Source organism: Niabella drilacis (assembly GCF_900101395.1).
In the GTDB taxonomy this organism is placed as follows: domain Bacteria; phylum Bacteroidota; class Bacteroidia; order Chitinophagales; family Chitinophagaceae; genus Niabella; species Niabella drilacis.
Genome location: NZ_FMZO01000001.1, coordinates 292,724 through 306,540 on the forward strand (window position 1 = coordinate 292,724; position 13,817 = coordinate 306,540).

Below are 13,817 nucleotides of genomic sequence, written 5' to 3' on the forward strand. Positions count from 1 at the left end.
GCTTTAACGTGTGTTTAAAAAATATATTTGATTTGAAATTTTGCGCAGGTTGCTGCCCGGTCCCGGTAACGGGATACGGCCAATGGATCGTTTACAACGCAAAACGGGTAAATGAATGCCTTTAACTGCTACCAGTATTCCCCGCAGGGAAGTGCTGTCCGGCTATCGGACGGTATCCGGGCGGAGCAACCGTGCCGGGCGTTCCAATAACCAGGTCTTCTACTGCCGGTAAGGAACCGGCAACTGGTCAATAAACTTTTCGCACAGGGATAACGGGTTATACCGGGCAAATTCAGCAGACAATGTTTCAATGTTTTCCTGGTAAACCGGTGTGCCCAGAATTTTGTTTACGGCATTTTTTATCTTTTCGGGCCGGGGGTGTTCGGTGCGCAGGTTGATGCCTATCCCGAAATAGCCCACGCGGGCGCATATTTCGTTTTTGCCTTCATGTATGCCCGCCACCACCAGGGGCAGTTTGTTGCAGATGCTCTGCATTACCCCGCCATATCCGCCGTTTGAAATGAATACGTCAGCAAAAGGCATCACCTGGCTGAAGGGGATAAAATCTTCAATAACAATATTGTCAAAGGCTTTGTATCGTCCGCGCAGCATACGGGTTTGCCAGCCGGCCGTGGTTACTATAACCAGGTAGTTGCTGTTTTTGAAAGCTTCTATTGCCGGGACGATCAGTTTGTTGACGTCACCTTCAAAAGTGCCCTGAGTGACCAGCAGGATTTTTTCATATTGATGAAATTTATTTTCGAAGCCCAGTGGTTGCACCGCGCTGTTGTTATACGGCAGCAGGGGCCCTATAAAGTGGATATGCCGGCTCATATGTGTCCGTTTATATTCAAACCCGGGTGTGCCGCTTTGCAAAAACAGCGTGGCTTTGTCGATCTGCACATCAAACAGGTTCCTGCCATTGGTCGACATGCCCACCCGGCGGTATTGCGCATCAATCAGCGCGTGTGGTTTTTTAAGCAGCACTTTGTTGGTGAGCAGGCGCAGGAATGAATGAAAGACTTTACCTGCCCGGGTTTTGGCCGGGGTAAGTCCCATAATGGGCGGGGGCAGCTGTTTTGACGATTCACATAGCGGCAGAATGCCGATAGCTACTGCGTGCTTACAAAGCTTTTCTTTTACGAACGACATACCGGTGAAGGCACTGTCGCAGATCAGGACGTCAAAGTCGAAGCGCTTATTGATGTCTTTTATGTCTTCATAAAATTCGGTCCCCCGCTCTATAAAATAGGTGCAGATATCGAAGATTACTTTTTTGACATGATTTCTGATCTGCTTCCTTTCAGGGAATACTTCATCAATATTATGAACCGTTACTTCCTTTGCCTTATTAAAAAGATAAAAGGGAATATCCAGCTGCCGGATCCTGGGGGCATAGCTGGGGCCGGTATACCACCGGACATCGTGCCCGGCGTTCTTTAACTGAACCGCTAATCCCGTTAATGGATTAAAATGTCCGTCTGCCGGGATGTTGGCAAATAATATTCTTTTTTTAAACGGACCGCCTAAAGGCGCAACCGTGCTGGCTGTGTTCGCTGTTTTTGTATACATCTTCTGTTATTGTTTAGAGCGCAAAGCAACGGCGATATGAATGGCGGAAAAAGTGTAATTTGTGCCTTAAAAAGGTCATTTTACGCCATGGGATTACAAGCAACTGCTATCAGGGACATGCTCTATGCCGCCGCTACCTACGGGGAGGCTTACGATACCTTACGGGAAATGGCCGGTTTTACGCAGGAGGAAATAAGCGATTCGGGGCAGATGGTGGAGTGGCAAAAAGCTGCAAAGCTATATGATCTTTTAGCGGATATAACCCATAACGAACAGATCGGGTTAGTGATGGGGGGCGATGTTTCCATGGCTATTACAGGCATGGTGGGTTTTTTAATGCAGGCCAGTAAAAACCTGGAAGATGCTATCGGTGTTTATTGCAGATACGGGCAGATGGTATGCCCTATGATTACATATACCTATAGGAGAGAAGGGAAATTTGCGGTTGTAGAGCTGCATCAGAATGCGCTTTGGAAATCGACATACCCCCGTAACGCAAGGATCGCGATCGATTTTGTACTGTCTTCGACCCTCCATTTCATAAGAGGGCTCTGTGGCCGGAGTATTTACCCGCAGGCTGTGGAAGTGGAGTATGCAAAAGATGCCGTTAAAATGTATCAGGAGGTTTTGCATTGCCAGGTATTGTTCAATGCTCCTTTGCACCGCATGTTGTTCCTGGCGGAGGATATGCACACTCCTGTTACCTCGAGTGATGCATCATTATTTGAACTGTTCAGCAACATCCTGGGCCAAAAGAAATCACTGGCGATACAGTCCAGCTGCAGGGATGCGGTAAAGCACCTGCTGCTGATGCAGCACAAAGGACAGATACCAACCATTGAAGATGCAGCGTCCGGCCTGGAGATGACCGTGCGCACCCTCCAGCGAAAACTGACCGCCGAGCAAACCAGCTTCAGGGAAATTGCTGCCGAAGTAAAAAAAGAACTGGCACTGCACTTAATGAAGAACCGCACCGGCACTATTACAGAGGTTGCTGAAGTACTGGGCTATAATGATCTTCCTGCATTCAGACGTGCTTTCAAACTCTGGACCAGGTCAACCCCCAAGGTGGTTAAAAAACAGCTGGTGAACGGGTAAACAGGTGCTCCGGAATATCCGGCAGGATCTAATGCAGGATCACTGTTCCCAGGAGATTGGTGATCTCCCGTTCCATATCTTTTAGTGATTTATGAATAAAATGAAGCTCCTTGAATTTATGCTCACTGAGGGTGCCCGACATATCATTCTGGTTCTGGAGCAGCATCCGGCGGATCTTTTTGAGTTTGAGGTATTGAATCGCAGATTCCACTTTTTGATTGGTCCGGTCTTCTGAGATCAGCTTGTATTTGTTCAGGTCGGTTTCATTGCCTTTGCTGATCACCCTTGCAAATGCTTCAAAGCTTTGCTTAAACAGGTCTCTCTGGTAGCCGGTATTGGGGCTGAAATCAGCCGCCCAGCGTTCACTTTCTTCATAAGGATGATTGAGCAGCGATACCGCGAAGGCGCTGAGCTTTTTATCTTCGTTGTAGATAAAATATTTATCGTTCAGCTGCTCAGGATGATTGCGCAGCAGTTGTTTGATGGAAGCGACGAGCGTATTTACCTCGGGGTCCTCAAGTTCCAGCTCATCAATTTCGTCGAATACATGCTGTGCTATCAGTGAGTTCTCATCCCATTTCCGGTTCCCGTATTCCAGTAAGATCCGCGCCAGTTCTTTTTCCTGCAGCTGGTCTTTAAACAGCAGGTCAAAAGTGGCGTCGTCGTAATTGCTGAGGGCTGCCTCGGGGAGCTGTTGCTCTTTCTGGGCATTCCCCGCGGCCTTTCGCTCCATGGCGGTTACCTTATCACGGATGTACTTGTTCACGAGGGCGTGTAAACCGGCTTCATCGATCTGCAAAATAGCGGCAGATTCTTTTATATAATCCTGTTGTTTGGTAAAATCTTCGGCCTTGTTGATCCGGCTGATGGATTCAGCGATCTTGTTGACCAGCTCCGATTTTTTTACCGGGTCGTCGCCAATATCATTGAGGGAGGACTCCAGCTGGAACAGGATGAAGTCCTTTTTGTTTTTTTTGATGAATTCGGTAAATGCGCCCGCCCCTACTTTATTGACATAGCTGTCCGGATCTTCTTTGTCCGGGATAAGCACCAGCTTTACATTCAGACTTTCCTCCAGGGCCAGGTCCAGACCGCGCAGGGCTGCTTTAATGCCTGCGGCATCCCCGTCGTAAATGATCGTAAGGTTATTGGTGTACTTTTTGATCAGCCGCAGCTGATCTACGGTAAGGGAGGTACCCCCGGAGGCTACCACGTTCTCGATCCCCGCCTGGTGCAGGGAAACCACATCCGTATAGCCTTCCACCAGCAGGCATTCATCGGCCTTCTCAATGGCGGTTCTTGCAAAATAGGAACCGTAAAGGATCTTGCTTTTTACATAGATCTCGTTTTCCGGTGTGTTGATGTATTTGGGCGCTTTTTCAGTTGTTTTTAAGATACGGGCGCCAAAGCCCATTACTTTCCCGCTGTGGTTGTGAACCGGGAAGATCACTCTTCCCCTGTAATTGTCGAGCAGGGTGCCGTTGCGCTCTATAACGAGCCCCGTTTTGAGCAGGAGCTCCTTGTTGTATTGTTTGGCCAGGGCCTCCCGGGCAAAAGCGCTCCGGTCTGCGGGGGCGTAGCCCAGCCGGAACTTTTTAATGATCGCTTCCCGGAATCCCCGCTCTTTAAAATAACTGAGACCAATGGCACGGCCTTCTTCAGATTCCATCAATGTCTGGGAAAAATATTGCTCGGCAAAATTATTGATGATGAAGAGGCTGTCTGCGGTCTGGTATTGTTCCCGCTGCTCAGCACTGGCAAAGGTCTCTTCCACCTCAATACCGTATCTGTTTGCCAGCCATTTCAGGGTTTCCACATAGCTGTACTTTTCATGCTCCATAATGAAGCTGATGGTATTGCCGCTCTTGCCACATCCAAAACATTTATAAATTTCCTTGGAAGGGGAAACGGTAAAGGAGGGGGTTTTTTCGTTATGGAAGGGGCAAACGCCAAGGTAGTTGGCTCCTCTTTTTTTTAGCTTTACAAATTCGCCTACTACATCCAGGATATCGATCCGGGACAAAATCTCCTGTATGGTATTCTGAGAAATCACGGGCCGAAATTACATTAAACAGTGTAAAAAAGAATGAAATATTCCCTCCTGTGGCACCGGGCTATTCCAGGTAGATCTGTCCCTCCAGGTATAGCTTTCCCTGGCCGCTGATCTCAACCCGGTCGCCCAAATGGCGGCATTGCAAAAATCCTTTACGCTCAGAAAGTTGTACGGCTGAAAGTTCGGTTTTCCCCAGCCGCTCCGCCCAGTAGGGAGTAAGGCTGGTATGGGCAGAACCGGTTACCGGGTCTTCATTAACCCCGGATTGTGGTGCAAAAAAGCGGGATACAAAATCCGCGCTGCTGCCGGGCGCTGTAACAATGACCCCGCGTGCGTTCAATGACGCAATGGCATGCAACCGGGGTGCCAGGTTTTTGATCACCTCTTCCTTATCGAACACCAGCAGGTAGTCGGTTTTGCCTTTAAATGCCTGGAGGGGTGTGATGCCGAAACAAGCGTTCAGTTCATCAGACAGGGCAACAGGGTGCAGGCGGTCCGCCGGGAAGTTGAGGGTCAGCAGATCAGCGTTACGGACCACGGTTAAGGTTCCGCTCCGGGGCGAATGGAACCGGATCCTGTGGGATGTATGTCCCTCCCGGTGAAATAATACAAATGCTGCAGCAAGTGTGGCATGGCCGCAAAGGTCAACTTCAACGGCCGGGGTAAACCAGCGGATCTCGTAGTGCGCTGCATGGGGTACATAAAAGGCGGTTTCAGCCAGGTTGTTCTCCATCGCTATTTGCTGCAGCCGGGTATCCGGCAGCCAGTGCTGAAGCGGGCAGACGGCCGCCGGGTTCCCGGAAAATACTTCAGTGGCAAAGGCGTCAACCTGGTAGATACGTTGTGTCATTAATTTTGTTGTTAACAGTGTAAAAAGATCGCTGTCATTACAGCCATCTGCGAACTTTTTCCTTATAGTTCAGGTAAGCTGCTCCAAACCATGTCTCCATCCATTGCTCCTCGCGCAGGATGAACTGAAAGTGCAGCAGCAGGATAACCAGGGGGATCATGACCAGGGGTGTGAGGGTACCCAGGACGATACCTGTTCCGGTGAGCATGGTCACCAGCCCGAGATACATCGGGTTTCTTGTAAAGCGGAATGGCCCCCCTGTAACCAGCGTTGTAGCCTTTGCTCCCGGCCGGAGACGGGTACCCAGTTTACGAAAAAGCATGCTGCCGGCGGCGCTGAGAAGAAACCCGGCTACGATCAACAGGATCCCTGTGTACCGGTAGGGATACTCCAGCCAGCGCATAACGGGAACGTATCGGTCAAGCAGGACCATCAGGATGATGGCGAGCAGGAAGTAGACCGGGGGTGGAACCCGGGGTATGGAATGGTTCATCATTGATTGTTGCATTGCTTTTTAAAACGGTCCCGGCTTCCTGGTCAGGTATACGATGGCGTGCAGGCAGCGGGAGTTGGCCTGTCAAATTTAATACAAAAAATGGATAGCAGCGGTTAAAGCGGGGCCAGGGCAAATGCATCTAAATCGGGTGAAAAGAGCAAAAGCAGGAACACTATCAGGGAGGTAAGTACCCGAGTTTGTAGCGTGGTGTTAAAAGGAAAACCCCGACTCCTATAGGAGCCGCGCAAAATTGTCAACGGCCAAACAAACACGGGACTCCAAAGGCGCCTGTTGATTAAAACGACACATTTGCAATAACCATAACCCTCCTTTGGCGCAGGGCAATGCTGAAATTAGATGCATTTGCCCTGCGGCGGGGGTAGAGAAAGAACTCCGCAGCTGTGGGGTGTTTTATCATGCGGTTCCGATGCCAGTTGGCTAAAGGGCGTTATAAAGATCATGACCACGGCAATCTGGCGCTGTAATGAGCAAAATAAAGTATCTTTATAGAGAGCCGGCTGATAATGGATGGCCCTTTTTTGTTTGCAATTTTTGAAAGAGCAGCTGCTGTCGGCAAAAAATGTTTACAAGGAATTTGTTTACATTTTTTTTGTAAACAAATTCCTTGTAAACAACCTAAAATGCACTATGATGAGAATTTTTCGGGAGGAAACACAACTAACGCTTCGCGACCTGGCCTTATTACTCGGCGTTTCGCACACCCTGATTGCGATGGATGAAAAGGGCCTCCGGTTTTTGCCCGGTGTTGCGGAGAAAAAGCTGGAAATGCTGGAGAAAACCTGGAAGGCATTGCAAAAGGATAAGAGCAGGAAGATAGGGTCATTGCCTGAAGAATTGAAGGAAAAAGGGCAGGCATTAGCAAAAAAAAACCAGACAACTGCTAAAAAAATTAAAAAAGAGCTGGAACGCCTGGAAGATAAACTGGAGGCCCTTCGGGTAAGGTATCAGGTCCTGCAACAAAGGCTGGAATTTCTTCAGGTAACGAGGGCAGCGGTTGAAACGAAAGATCCAATAGCAGCAGCTGTTGAACAATTGACAAAACGCACTGTCAGCAGCATGAAGAGCTGCTGCCCTGCAATACAGCAACTGTTGGAGATCGATCAAAAAACACTGGCCTTCAAGCATAAAGAACTGATCAAACTGGCCAACAGCCTTTCAACTTCACCGGTAACGAAAACAGCCCAATAGTTAGTTGCTAAAAACAAGCGGCTGTTTGAAAATAATCATTCAAACAGCCGCTTGTGTCTCTTATATCCGTCAGCCGCGCTAAAAGCTCAGGCACTCCTTTAATTCCTTTTCTGTATAGGCCAGTCCGTATTGTTTGAGCACATCATCCGGTACGCCATTCCACTGGTTGGGCTGGTTGCCGGCATACCCGATGTCTTTTACGCCGATCTCCGACGTATAAAATCCTGTTGCGGTAAGGTCCCGCATCCGGCTAAAAAAGGCAACGCCCTGGGCCAGTTCCGGTTTGCCCTTGGCCCTTTCGGGATAGGCAATAAGATCTACCATTTCAATCTGCTGCTGCCCGGCACAGTCTTTAAATGCTTTGCCGTATTTTTTCAGGCATTGCATGTCCAGCCAGCGCAATCCGCCCCTTAAGGGTGTTTGAAGGGCCGGCTGATCTTTTACGGTAAACTGTATAAAATCCGGAACCTTTGCATCACTGGCGCTGCCGCTGACTTCATCCCTGGGAATAATGATATCTGCAAGGACGGTAATGGTAGCCATTTCATGCGCATCAAAAAAGTCCGGTGTTTTTTCCACGTCATCCTCATGCTTTTTTTCATCTTCATACCGGTGAAGCCCGGTCTTTTTATCAGTAGGGGCCGCAGTGGTTTCGCCTTTCTTTTCGACAGGGTTACAACCAATGGCTAAAGAGCCCGTTGCCAGCGCCCCGGCAGCGATATATTTTAAGGAATCTCTTCTTTTCATACTGGTATATTTAATGTTTGCCAGATGTTAGACTATGGGCTGAATTCAGCGTCCGGCATCTGGCGTCTGATAGCTATAAATTTTGTTTTTTCATTTCATCAATGATGTATTCGCTGGCACGCATGCTCAGCGCAAGGATGGTCCAGGTAATATTCTTATTGGCCTGGGAAGTAAACTGGCTTCCATCCACGCAAAACAGGTTCTTACAGTCATGCGCCTGGCTCCATTTGTTGAGGGCAGAGGTCTTCGCATCGTCACCCATACGTGCGGTTCCGGCCTCGTGTATGATCCATCCCGGTTTATCAATGCCATAATTATTTTCCGGACCATCGTCGCCCCAGGTGATCACGGCTCCCATATTATGCATGATCTCTTTAAAGGTTTCTTTCATGTGTTTGGCCTGTTTGACCTCGTAATCGCTGAGCTTCACATTGAATTTTAAAACCGGGATACCGTATTTATCGACAACCGTGGGATCAATCTCACAGCGGTTATGTTCATAGGCAATGGCTTCACCGCGCCCGGCCATACCAACGCTGGCCCCGTAGAAATAACGCTGATCTTCTTTTAAGGATTTACCATAACCGCCGGCTTCTTTCTTCTGGCCGTTTACGGGATATTTGCCATTAAAGGATTCCATGCCCATACCAAATCCATAGGCGGGCTGACCAAAGCCTCCCCAGTACTCAATATGGTATCCCCTTGGAAAATCAAGTTTTTTATCATCGCCCCACCAGGGAGAGTATACGTGCATACCACCCACGCCGTCTTCGTTATATCGCTTCCGGCCAAAGAGTTCGGGTATATAGCCTCCCATGGCGGCGCCGGTACTGTCCTGCAGGTACTTGCCTACGACGTTGCTGCTGTTGGCCAGGCCGTTGGGATGGCGCTGTGATTTTGAATTGAGTAATAACCTGGCCGTTTCACAGGCACTGGCTGCCAGGATCACCACGCGGCCTTCCACCTGGTATTCCAGCATATCATCCTTATTAACATAAGACACGCCTGTTGCCACTCCTTCAGAATTGGTCAGCACTTCGCGTGCCATGGCATTGGCGATCACTTCCAGCTTGCCGGTCTTCAGCGCCGGGTAAATCAGCACATTTGAAGAGGAGAAGTCGGCCTTGGCCATACTGCAGTTCCTGCCGCATTGCGCGCAAAAGAAGCAGGCTCCCCGGTCATCATTTATTTTTTTGGTAAGGATCGATAAACGGGAGGGGATGATCGGTACATTGGATTTTTGAGCCCCTTTCTTTATAAAGAGTTCATGAAGACGGGGTTTGGGCGGAGGCAGGAAGATCCCATCCGGCTCGTTGGGGAGGTTTTCCACGCTTCCGAAAATGCCGATCAACTGATCTACCTTATCATAGTAGGGTTTGATGTCATCGTAACTGATGGGCCAGTCGGCGCCAACGCCGTCATGACTGTAGCCCTTAAAATCTTTGGGTCCGAAGCGGAGCGATATCCGTCCCCAGTGGTTGGTTCTGCCACCAAGCATCCGCGCCCGGAACCATTCCCATTCAGTACCGCTTTCTTTTGTATAAGGTTCTCCTTCAAGTTCCCATCCGCCATAGCAGGCATCAAAGTCTCCAAAAGGACGGTACTTGGTAGCCCGGCCCCTGCGCTTTGACTCCCAGGGTCTTTTCAGCTGGAAGATCTCCTTTTGAGGGTCATACATAGGACCCGCTTCCAGCATACATACGCTAAGCCCGGCTTTCGACAGCGTGTACGCAGCCATACCGCCGCCCGCACCGGAACCAACGATCACCACATCATACTTTTTGCCCTGTTTCTTGATTTGCAATTCTTTCATTTCAGATGGCCTGTTTTAAATTTTTAAAATGGTGACCCAAGATACAATGAAATGTTTAAAAATTTTAAACCTATTTTTTAAGTTCTGCGGAGAAAGGCGGTTTTAAATGATTTTCGGCTAATTTTAACGGGAATTTGAATTGTTACAAATGGGTTACTTATGCAAAAAAGCTGTTTACCGCTGGTGATCCTGGTCTGTGTGATCGCAGTGGGGATACTGGCCTATCTCCTGGGAAAACGGAACGGGACAAAGACGATCGATCATATTGCGCTGAATGCCGCATTTGTGCAGGAGGTTGCTGAATTGTCGTCGCTGGAAGTGCAGGGGACCGCCAGTATCAGAACCACCAATGTGGCCAATGATGGCAGCATTACCGACGAGCTCAGAAAACTGTTTGCAGAACAGACCCTGAACATCTCTGTACCTTATATTGCCAAGTACGGGGTTAACCTGCAGCAGCAGCAGCTGACCATAGAAGAAAAGAACCGGCAGGTATATATTGTAATACCAGCGCCGCAGCTGCTGAGCTATGAGCTGCGGCTGGATCGCGCCGATGCCAGTACCCGGAAGGGATTGCTTACCAGTTTTAACGAAGCGGCTTACAGTACGGTAGAAAAAAAACTATATACAGCGTCGCGCAAACAACTGGATGGCCAGCCGGTCTATGTGGAGCAGGCAAAGGAAAAGATCCGGAAAGTGCTGGAACAGTATTACGCCCCCATGCAGTTTAAGGTTAACGTAGTATTTAAAGATGAGATAAAAAGTAAGGTAAACAGCCCCTTAAATTAAATAATTTTTAAAAAAAGCGAAAAACTACCGACTGTTAATATGCTGTTTAAACGAAATTTATTACTTTGATTGCTTTTTAAAACTAAATTTAAAATTTTTCGCCATTATGAAACCAAAAAATCAATATTCCAGAAGGAAGTTTATCCGGAACTCGGCTCTTGCAGGCAGCGCCTTTTTTATAGTACCAAGGCATGTGCTCGGCAGGGGACACGTGGCGCCCAGCGATAAATTGAATATTGCGGGCATTGGCGCCGGCGGAAAAGGCGAAAGTGATCTGGCAAACTTTGCCAAGAGCCCCAATGTTAATATTGTAGCGCTCTGTGACGTGGATGACCGCCAGGCGGTTAATTCGCGGAAGAATTTTCCGAAAGCCAATTATTACAAAGATTTCCGGGAGATGCTGCAAAAAGAAGCAAAGAATATCGATGCCTGCAGCATCAGTACGCCCGATCATACCCACGCGGTGGCTACACTGGCAGCCATGCAGCTGGGAAAACATGTGTATACGCAAAAACCGCTGACACATGATATTTATGAAGCACGTATCCTGGCACAGGCTGCAAAGAAATACCGCGTGGTAACCCAAATGGGGAACCAGGGCGGTTCCGGTGATGGTGTACGCAGGATGAAGGAACTCTATGATGCAGGACTGATCGGTGATATCGTGGAAGCGCAGGCCTGGACCAACCGTCCCATCTGGCCGCAGGGTGTACCCAAGCCCTCCGGAAGCCATGCCGTTCCCAGTGAACTGAACTGGGACCTCTGGCTGGGTACCGCACCTAAAGAGGAGTACAATCCCGCATATGTGCCCTTTAACTGGAGGGGATTCTGGGCTTACGGAACCGGGGCGCTGGGCGATATGGCCTGCCATATTATGGACCCTATTTACCGGATCCTGCCTATTGATTATCCGACATCGGCAGAGTGCAGTATCGCCAACCAGTGGACAGGTATGAACCAGGAGGCGAATAATACAGATAGTTGCCCGGTTGCTTCGATCATTCACCTGGAGTACCCGCGGAAAGATAAAAAAGCAACCCTGAAAGTATCCTGGTATGACGGGGGACTACTTCCCAAACGCCCGGATGAGCTGCAGCCGGAAGAGTCCTTTGGTAACTGGGATGGAGGTGTATTATTTATCGGTACCAAGGGCAAACTGCTGGCTGACTGTTACGGGGGTAATCCAAGACTGTTGCCGCTTTCCAAAAATGAAAGTGCCAAAGCTGTTAAGCAAACCATTGCCCGTGTACCCGGAGGAGAAGGCGGGCACTACCTGCAGTGGGTTAATGCCTGCATCGCAGGGTATGGAAAAGGGGTTACGAGCTCGCCTTTTGAATATGCAGGTCCGTTTACCGAAAGCATCCTGATGGGCAACCTGGCTATCCGGAGTGCATTATATATGGATCCCTCCGTGAGTGGCTGGGGCAAGAGCAAATTTACAGGCCGTAAAAAATTGTTGTGGGATGCAAAGAATATGAAGATCACCAACTTTGAAGAGGCGAACCGGTTTGTAAAAAGAACCTACAGGGATGGCTGGGGAAGCCTGAACCTCTAAGGGATCTCATTGCTATTTTATTTTTATTATGTTCAATTAATTCCTGAAGTAATTATGGACCAAAAGAATCGAAACTCAAGAAGGAAGTTTATCCGGAATTCCGCGCTGGCCGGCGGAGCCTTTTTTATCGTGCCGAGGCACGTACTGGGAAGGGGCTATGTAGCTCCCAGCGATAAGCTGATAATAGCCGGTGTGGGCGTTGGCGGAAAAGGTTCGGGTGATATCAGTATGTTTCACAAGAGCGGCAACGCAGAGATCGCGTTCCTTTGTGATGTGGACGATCGTCAGGCAGCCGGCAGCCGCAAACGGTTTCCGAATGCGAAGTATTACAAGGACTGGCGGGAGCTGCTGGATAAGGAAAGCAAACATTTTGATGCGGTAAGTGTAAGCACGCCGGATCATACCCATGCTATTGTGGCCTTTCATGCCATGCAGCTCAAAAAGCACGTATATGTGCAAAAGCCGCTGACACATGATATCTGGGAATCGCGCATGCTGGGCGATGCTGCAAAACGTTATAAAGTGGTAACCCAGATGGGCGACCAGGGCTCTTCCAACGACGGGGTCCGCGATCTGAAAGAGTGGTATGAAGCCGGTCTGATCGGTGATATCGAATCCATTCATTGCTGGACGAACCGCCCGGTGTGGCCCCAGGGGATCGCATGGCCCACAGAAAAGCCGGCTGTACCGGAAGGGCTCGACTGGGATCTGTGGCTGGGTACTGCGCCCTACCGGGATTATGCAGATAACGTAGTGCCCTTTAACTGGCGTGGCTGGTGGGATTATGGTACCGGTGCGCTTGGAGACATGGCCTGTCATATTGTAGGGCCGGTGTTCAAAGTGCTGGGACTGGGTTTCCCCACAGAAGTAACCTGTAGTAACAGTACGATCTATACCGGTAACTTTAAACAGGGCTTCTTCCCGGATAGTCCCCCGGTTTCTTCTTCTGTTCATTTTAAATACAAGGGAAAGAACGGTAAGAACATCAAGCTGCACTGGATGGACGGAGGTATTCAGCCGGAGCGCCCGGATGAACTGGGCCCCAATGATATCATGGGAGGCAAAGGCGATGTAGGTAATGGCGCCCTTTTTGTAGGAACCAAAGGCAAAATGATGTGCGGGGTATACGGACAGGATCCCACATTGCTGCCGCTTTCAAAAATGAACGGGCTGAAGGTAGCAAAAAAATATCCCCGTATCCCCGGCGGCGCTGATGGGCATTACAAACAATGGGTAGACGCCTGTATCGCTGGTTATGAAAAGGGCAGCAAAATGGTGGATTCTCCCTTTATTGGTTATGCAGTGCCGCTGACCGAAAGTATCCTGATGGGGAACCTGGCCATCCGCAGCTTTAACTTTAAAGATGCCCAGGGCAAGTTCCCGGGAAGAGGCATCACCCTGCAATGGGATGGAGACAATATGAAGGTGACCAATTTTGAACCGGCCAATCAGTATGTAAAACGTACCTACCGTGAGGGGTGGCCGGATCTGAAGTTCTAAGAACGATCACTGAATTGCATATAAAGAGATTGTCTCAGAAATGGGGCAGTCTCTTTTTTTTGATACCTGATAATGAACCGGAATCAATTTTATTAAAATGCGTAATTACTAGTGGTTTGTGAGGACACAAACCAC

Annotated in this window: 11 protein-coding genes; 5 read left to right on the top strand and 6 right to left on the bottom strand. The window is 49.1% G+C overall.

What is annotated here, in order from left to right; translation table 11 throughout:
- Positions 1-219: 219 nt before the first annotated feature.
- Positions 220-1,572, bottom strand: a complete 1,353-nt coding sequence (locus BLS44_RS01320; protein ID WP_090388216.1) for a glycosyltransferase — start codon at positions 1,570-1,572, stop codon at positions 220-222.
- Positions 1,573-1,659: 87 nt separating this feature from the next.
- Between BLS44_RS01320 and BLS44_RS01325 the strand changes: the two genes are divergently transcribed.
- The gene (locus BLS44_RS01325) at positions 1,660-2,670 is read left to right on the top strand and encodes an AraC family transcriptional regulator (protein ID WP_176954277.1); all 1,011 of its coding nucleotides are present in this window, start codon (positions 1,660-1,662) and stop codon (positions 2,668-2,670) included.
- A 28-nt stretch (positions 2,671-2,698) separates the two neighbouring features.
- On the opposite strand, the gene dnaG is transcribed toward BLS44_RS01325, so the two are convergent.
- The 3 genes from dnaG to BLS44_RS01340 all read right to left on the bottom strand — a co-directional run bounded on the left by dnaG (position 2,699) and on the right by BLS44_RS01340 (position 6,081).
- Positions 2,699-4,723, bottom strand: a complete 2,025-nt coding sequence (gene dnaG / locus BLS44_RS01330) for a DNA primase (RefSeq protein WP_090388218.1) — start codon at positions 4,721-4,723, stop codon at positions 2,699-2,701.
- Positions 4,724-4,784: 61 nt separating this feature from the next.
- Positions 4,785-5,573: a PhzF family phenazine biosynthesis protein gene (locus BLS44_RS01335; protein ID WP_090388219.1), complete on the bottom strand. Its 789-nt coding sequence runs from the start codon at positions 5,571-5,573 to the stop codon at positions 4,785-4,787.
- Positions 5,574-5,610: 37 nt separating this feature from the next.
- The gene (locus BLS44_RS01340) at positions 5,611-6,081 is read right to left on the bottom strand and encodes a methyltransferase family protein (protein WP_245729055.1); all 471 of its coding nucleotides are present in this window, start codon (positions 6,079-6,081) and stop codon (positions 5,611-5,613) included.
- Positions 6,082-6,717: 636 nt separating this feature from the next.
- Between BLS44_RS01340 and BLS44_RS01345 the strand changes: the two genes are divergently transcribed.
- On the top strand, positions 6,718-7,278 hold the full coding sequence (locus BLS44_RS01345) for a hypothetical protein (RefSeq protein WP_143019625.1): 561 nt from the start codon (positions 6,718-6,720) through the stop codon (positions 7,276-7,278).
- 78 nt (positions 7,279-7,356) lie between these two features.
- Here the strand turns inward: BLS44_RS01345 and BLS44_RS01350 are convergent, their stop codons facing one another.
- Both BLS44_RS01350 and BLS44_RS01355 read right to left on the bottom strand, forming a co-directional pair.
- Complete coding sequence (locus BLS44_RS01350; RefSeq protein WP_176954278.1) at positions 7,357-8,025, bottom strand: gluconate 2-dehydrogenase subunit 3 family protein; 669 nt, start codon at positions 8,023-8,025, stop codon at positions 7,357-7,359.
- Between the two features lie 73 nt (positions 8,026-8,098).
- Positions 8,099-9,838 carry a GMC oxidoreductase gene (locus BLS44_RS01355; RefSeq protein ID WP_090388222.1) on the bottom strand — a complete coding sequence of 580 codons (1,740 nt, stop codon included), beginning with the start codon at positions 9,836-9,838 and terminating at the stop codon, positions 8,099-8,101.
- Positions 9,839-9,997: 159 nt separating this feature from the next.
- On the opposite strand from BLS44_RS01355, the gene BLS44_RS01360 reads away from it, so the two are divergent.
- The 3 genes from BLS44_RS01360 (at position 9,998) to BLS44_RS01370 (ending at position 13,682) form a co-directional block, all read left to right on the top strand.
- Complete coding sequence (locus BLS44_RS01360) at positions 9,998-10,627, top strand: DUF4230 domain-containing protein (protein ID WP_090388223.1); 630 nt, start codon at positions 9,998-10,000, stop codon at positions 10,625-10,627.
- A gap of 106 nt (positions 10,628-10,733) precedes the next feature.
- Positions 10,734-12,182, top strand: coding sequence for a Gfo/Idh/MocA family protein (locus BLS44_RS01365; RefSeq protein ID WP_090388224.1), 1,449 nt, complete (start codon positions 10,734-10,736; stop codon positions 12,180-12,182).
- A 54-nt stretch (positions 12,183-12,236) separates the two neighbouring features.
- The gene (locus tag BLS44_RS01370; protein WP_090388225.1) at positions 12,237-13,682 is read left to right on the top strand and encodes a Gfo/Idh/MocA family protein; all 1,446 of its coding nucleotides are present in this window, start codon (positions 12,237-12,239) and stop codon (positions 13,680-13,682) included.
- The last annotated feature ends 135 nt before the right edge of the window (positions 13,683-13,817 follow it).

Excerpts from the sequence above, each read along its gene's own strand:
- BLS44_RS01320 (WP_090388216.1), bottom strand. The coding sequence starts at position 1,572 with ATGTATACAAAAACAGCGAACACAGCCAGCACGGTTGCGCCTTTAGGC.
- BLS44_RS01325 (WP_176954277.1), top strand. The coding sequence starts at position 1,660 with ATGGGATTACAAGCAACTGCTATCAGGGACATGCTCTATGCCGCCGCT.
- BLS44_RS01335 (WP_090388219.1), bottom strand. The coding sequence starts at position 5,573 with ATGACACAACGTATCTACCAGGTTGACGCCTTTGCCACTGAAGTATTT.
- BLS44_RS01340 (WP_245729055.1), bottom strand. The coding sequence starts at position 6,081 with ATGCAACAATCAATGATGAACCATTCCATACCCCGGGTTCCACCCCCG.
- BLS44_RS01345 (WP_143019625.1), top strand. The coding sequence starts at position 6,718 with ATGATGAGAATTTTTCGGGAGGAAACACAACTAACGCTTCGCGACCTG.
- BLS44_RS01350 (WP_176954278.1), bottom strand. The coding sequence starts at position 8,025 with ATGAAAAGAAGAGATTCCTTAAAATATATCGCTGCCGGGGCGCTGGCA.
- BLS44_RS01355 (WP_090388222.1), bottom strand. The coding sequence starts at position 9,838 with ATGAAAGAATTGCAAATCAAGAAACAGGGCAAAAAGTATGATGTGGTG.
- BLS44_RS01360 (WP_090388223.1), top strand. The coding sequence starts at position 9,998 with ATGCAAAAAAGCTGTTTACCGCTGGTGATCCTGGTCTGTGTGATCGCA.
- BLS44_RS01365 (WP_090388224.1), top strand. The coding sequence starts at position 10,734 with ATGAAACCAAAAAATCAATATTCCAGAAGGAAGTTTATCCGGAACTCG.
- BLS44_RS01370 (WP_090388225.1), top strand. The coding sequence starts at position 12,237 with ATGGACCAAAAGAATCGAAACTCAAGAAGGAAGTTTATCCGGAATTCC.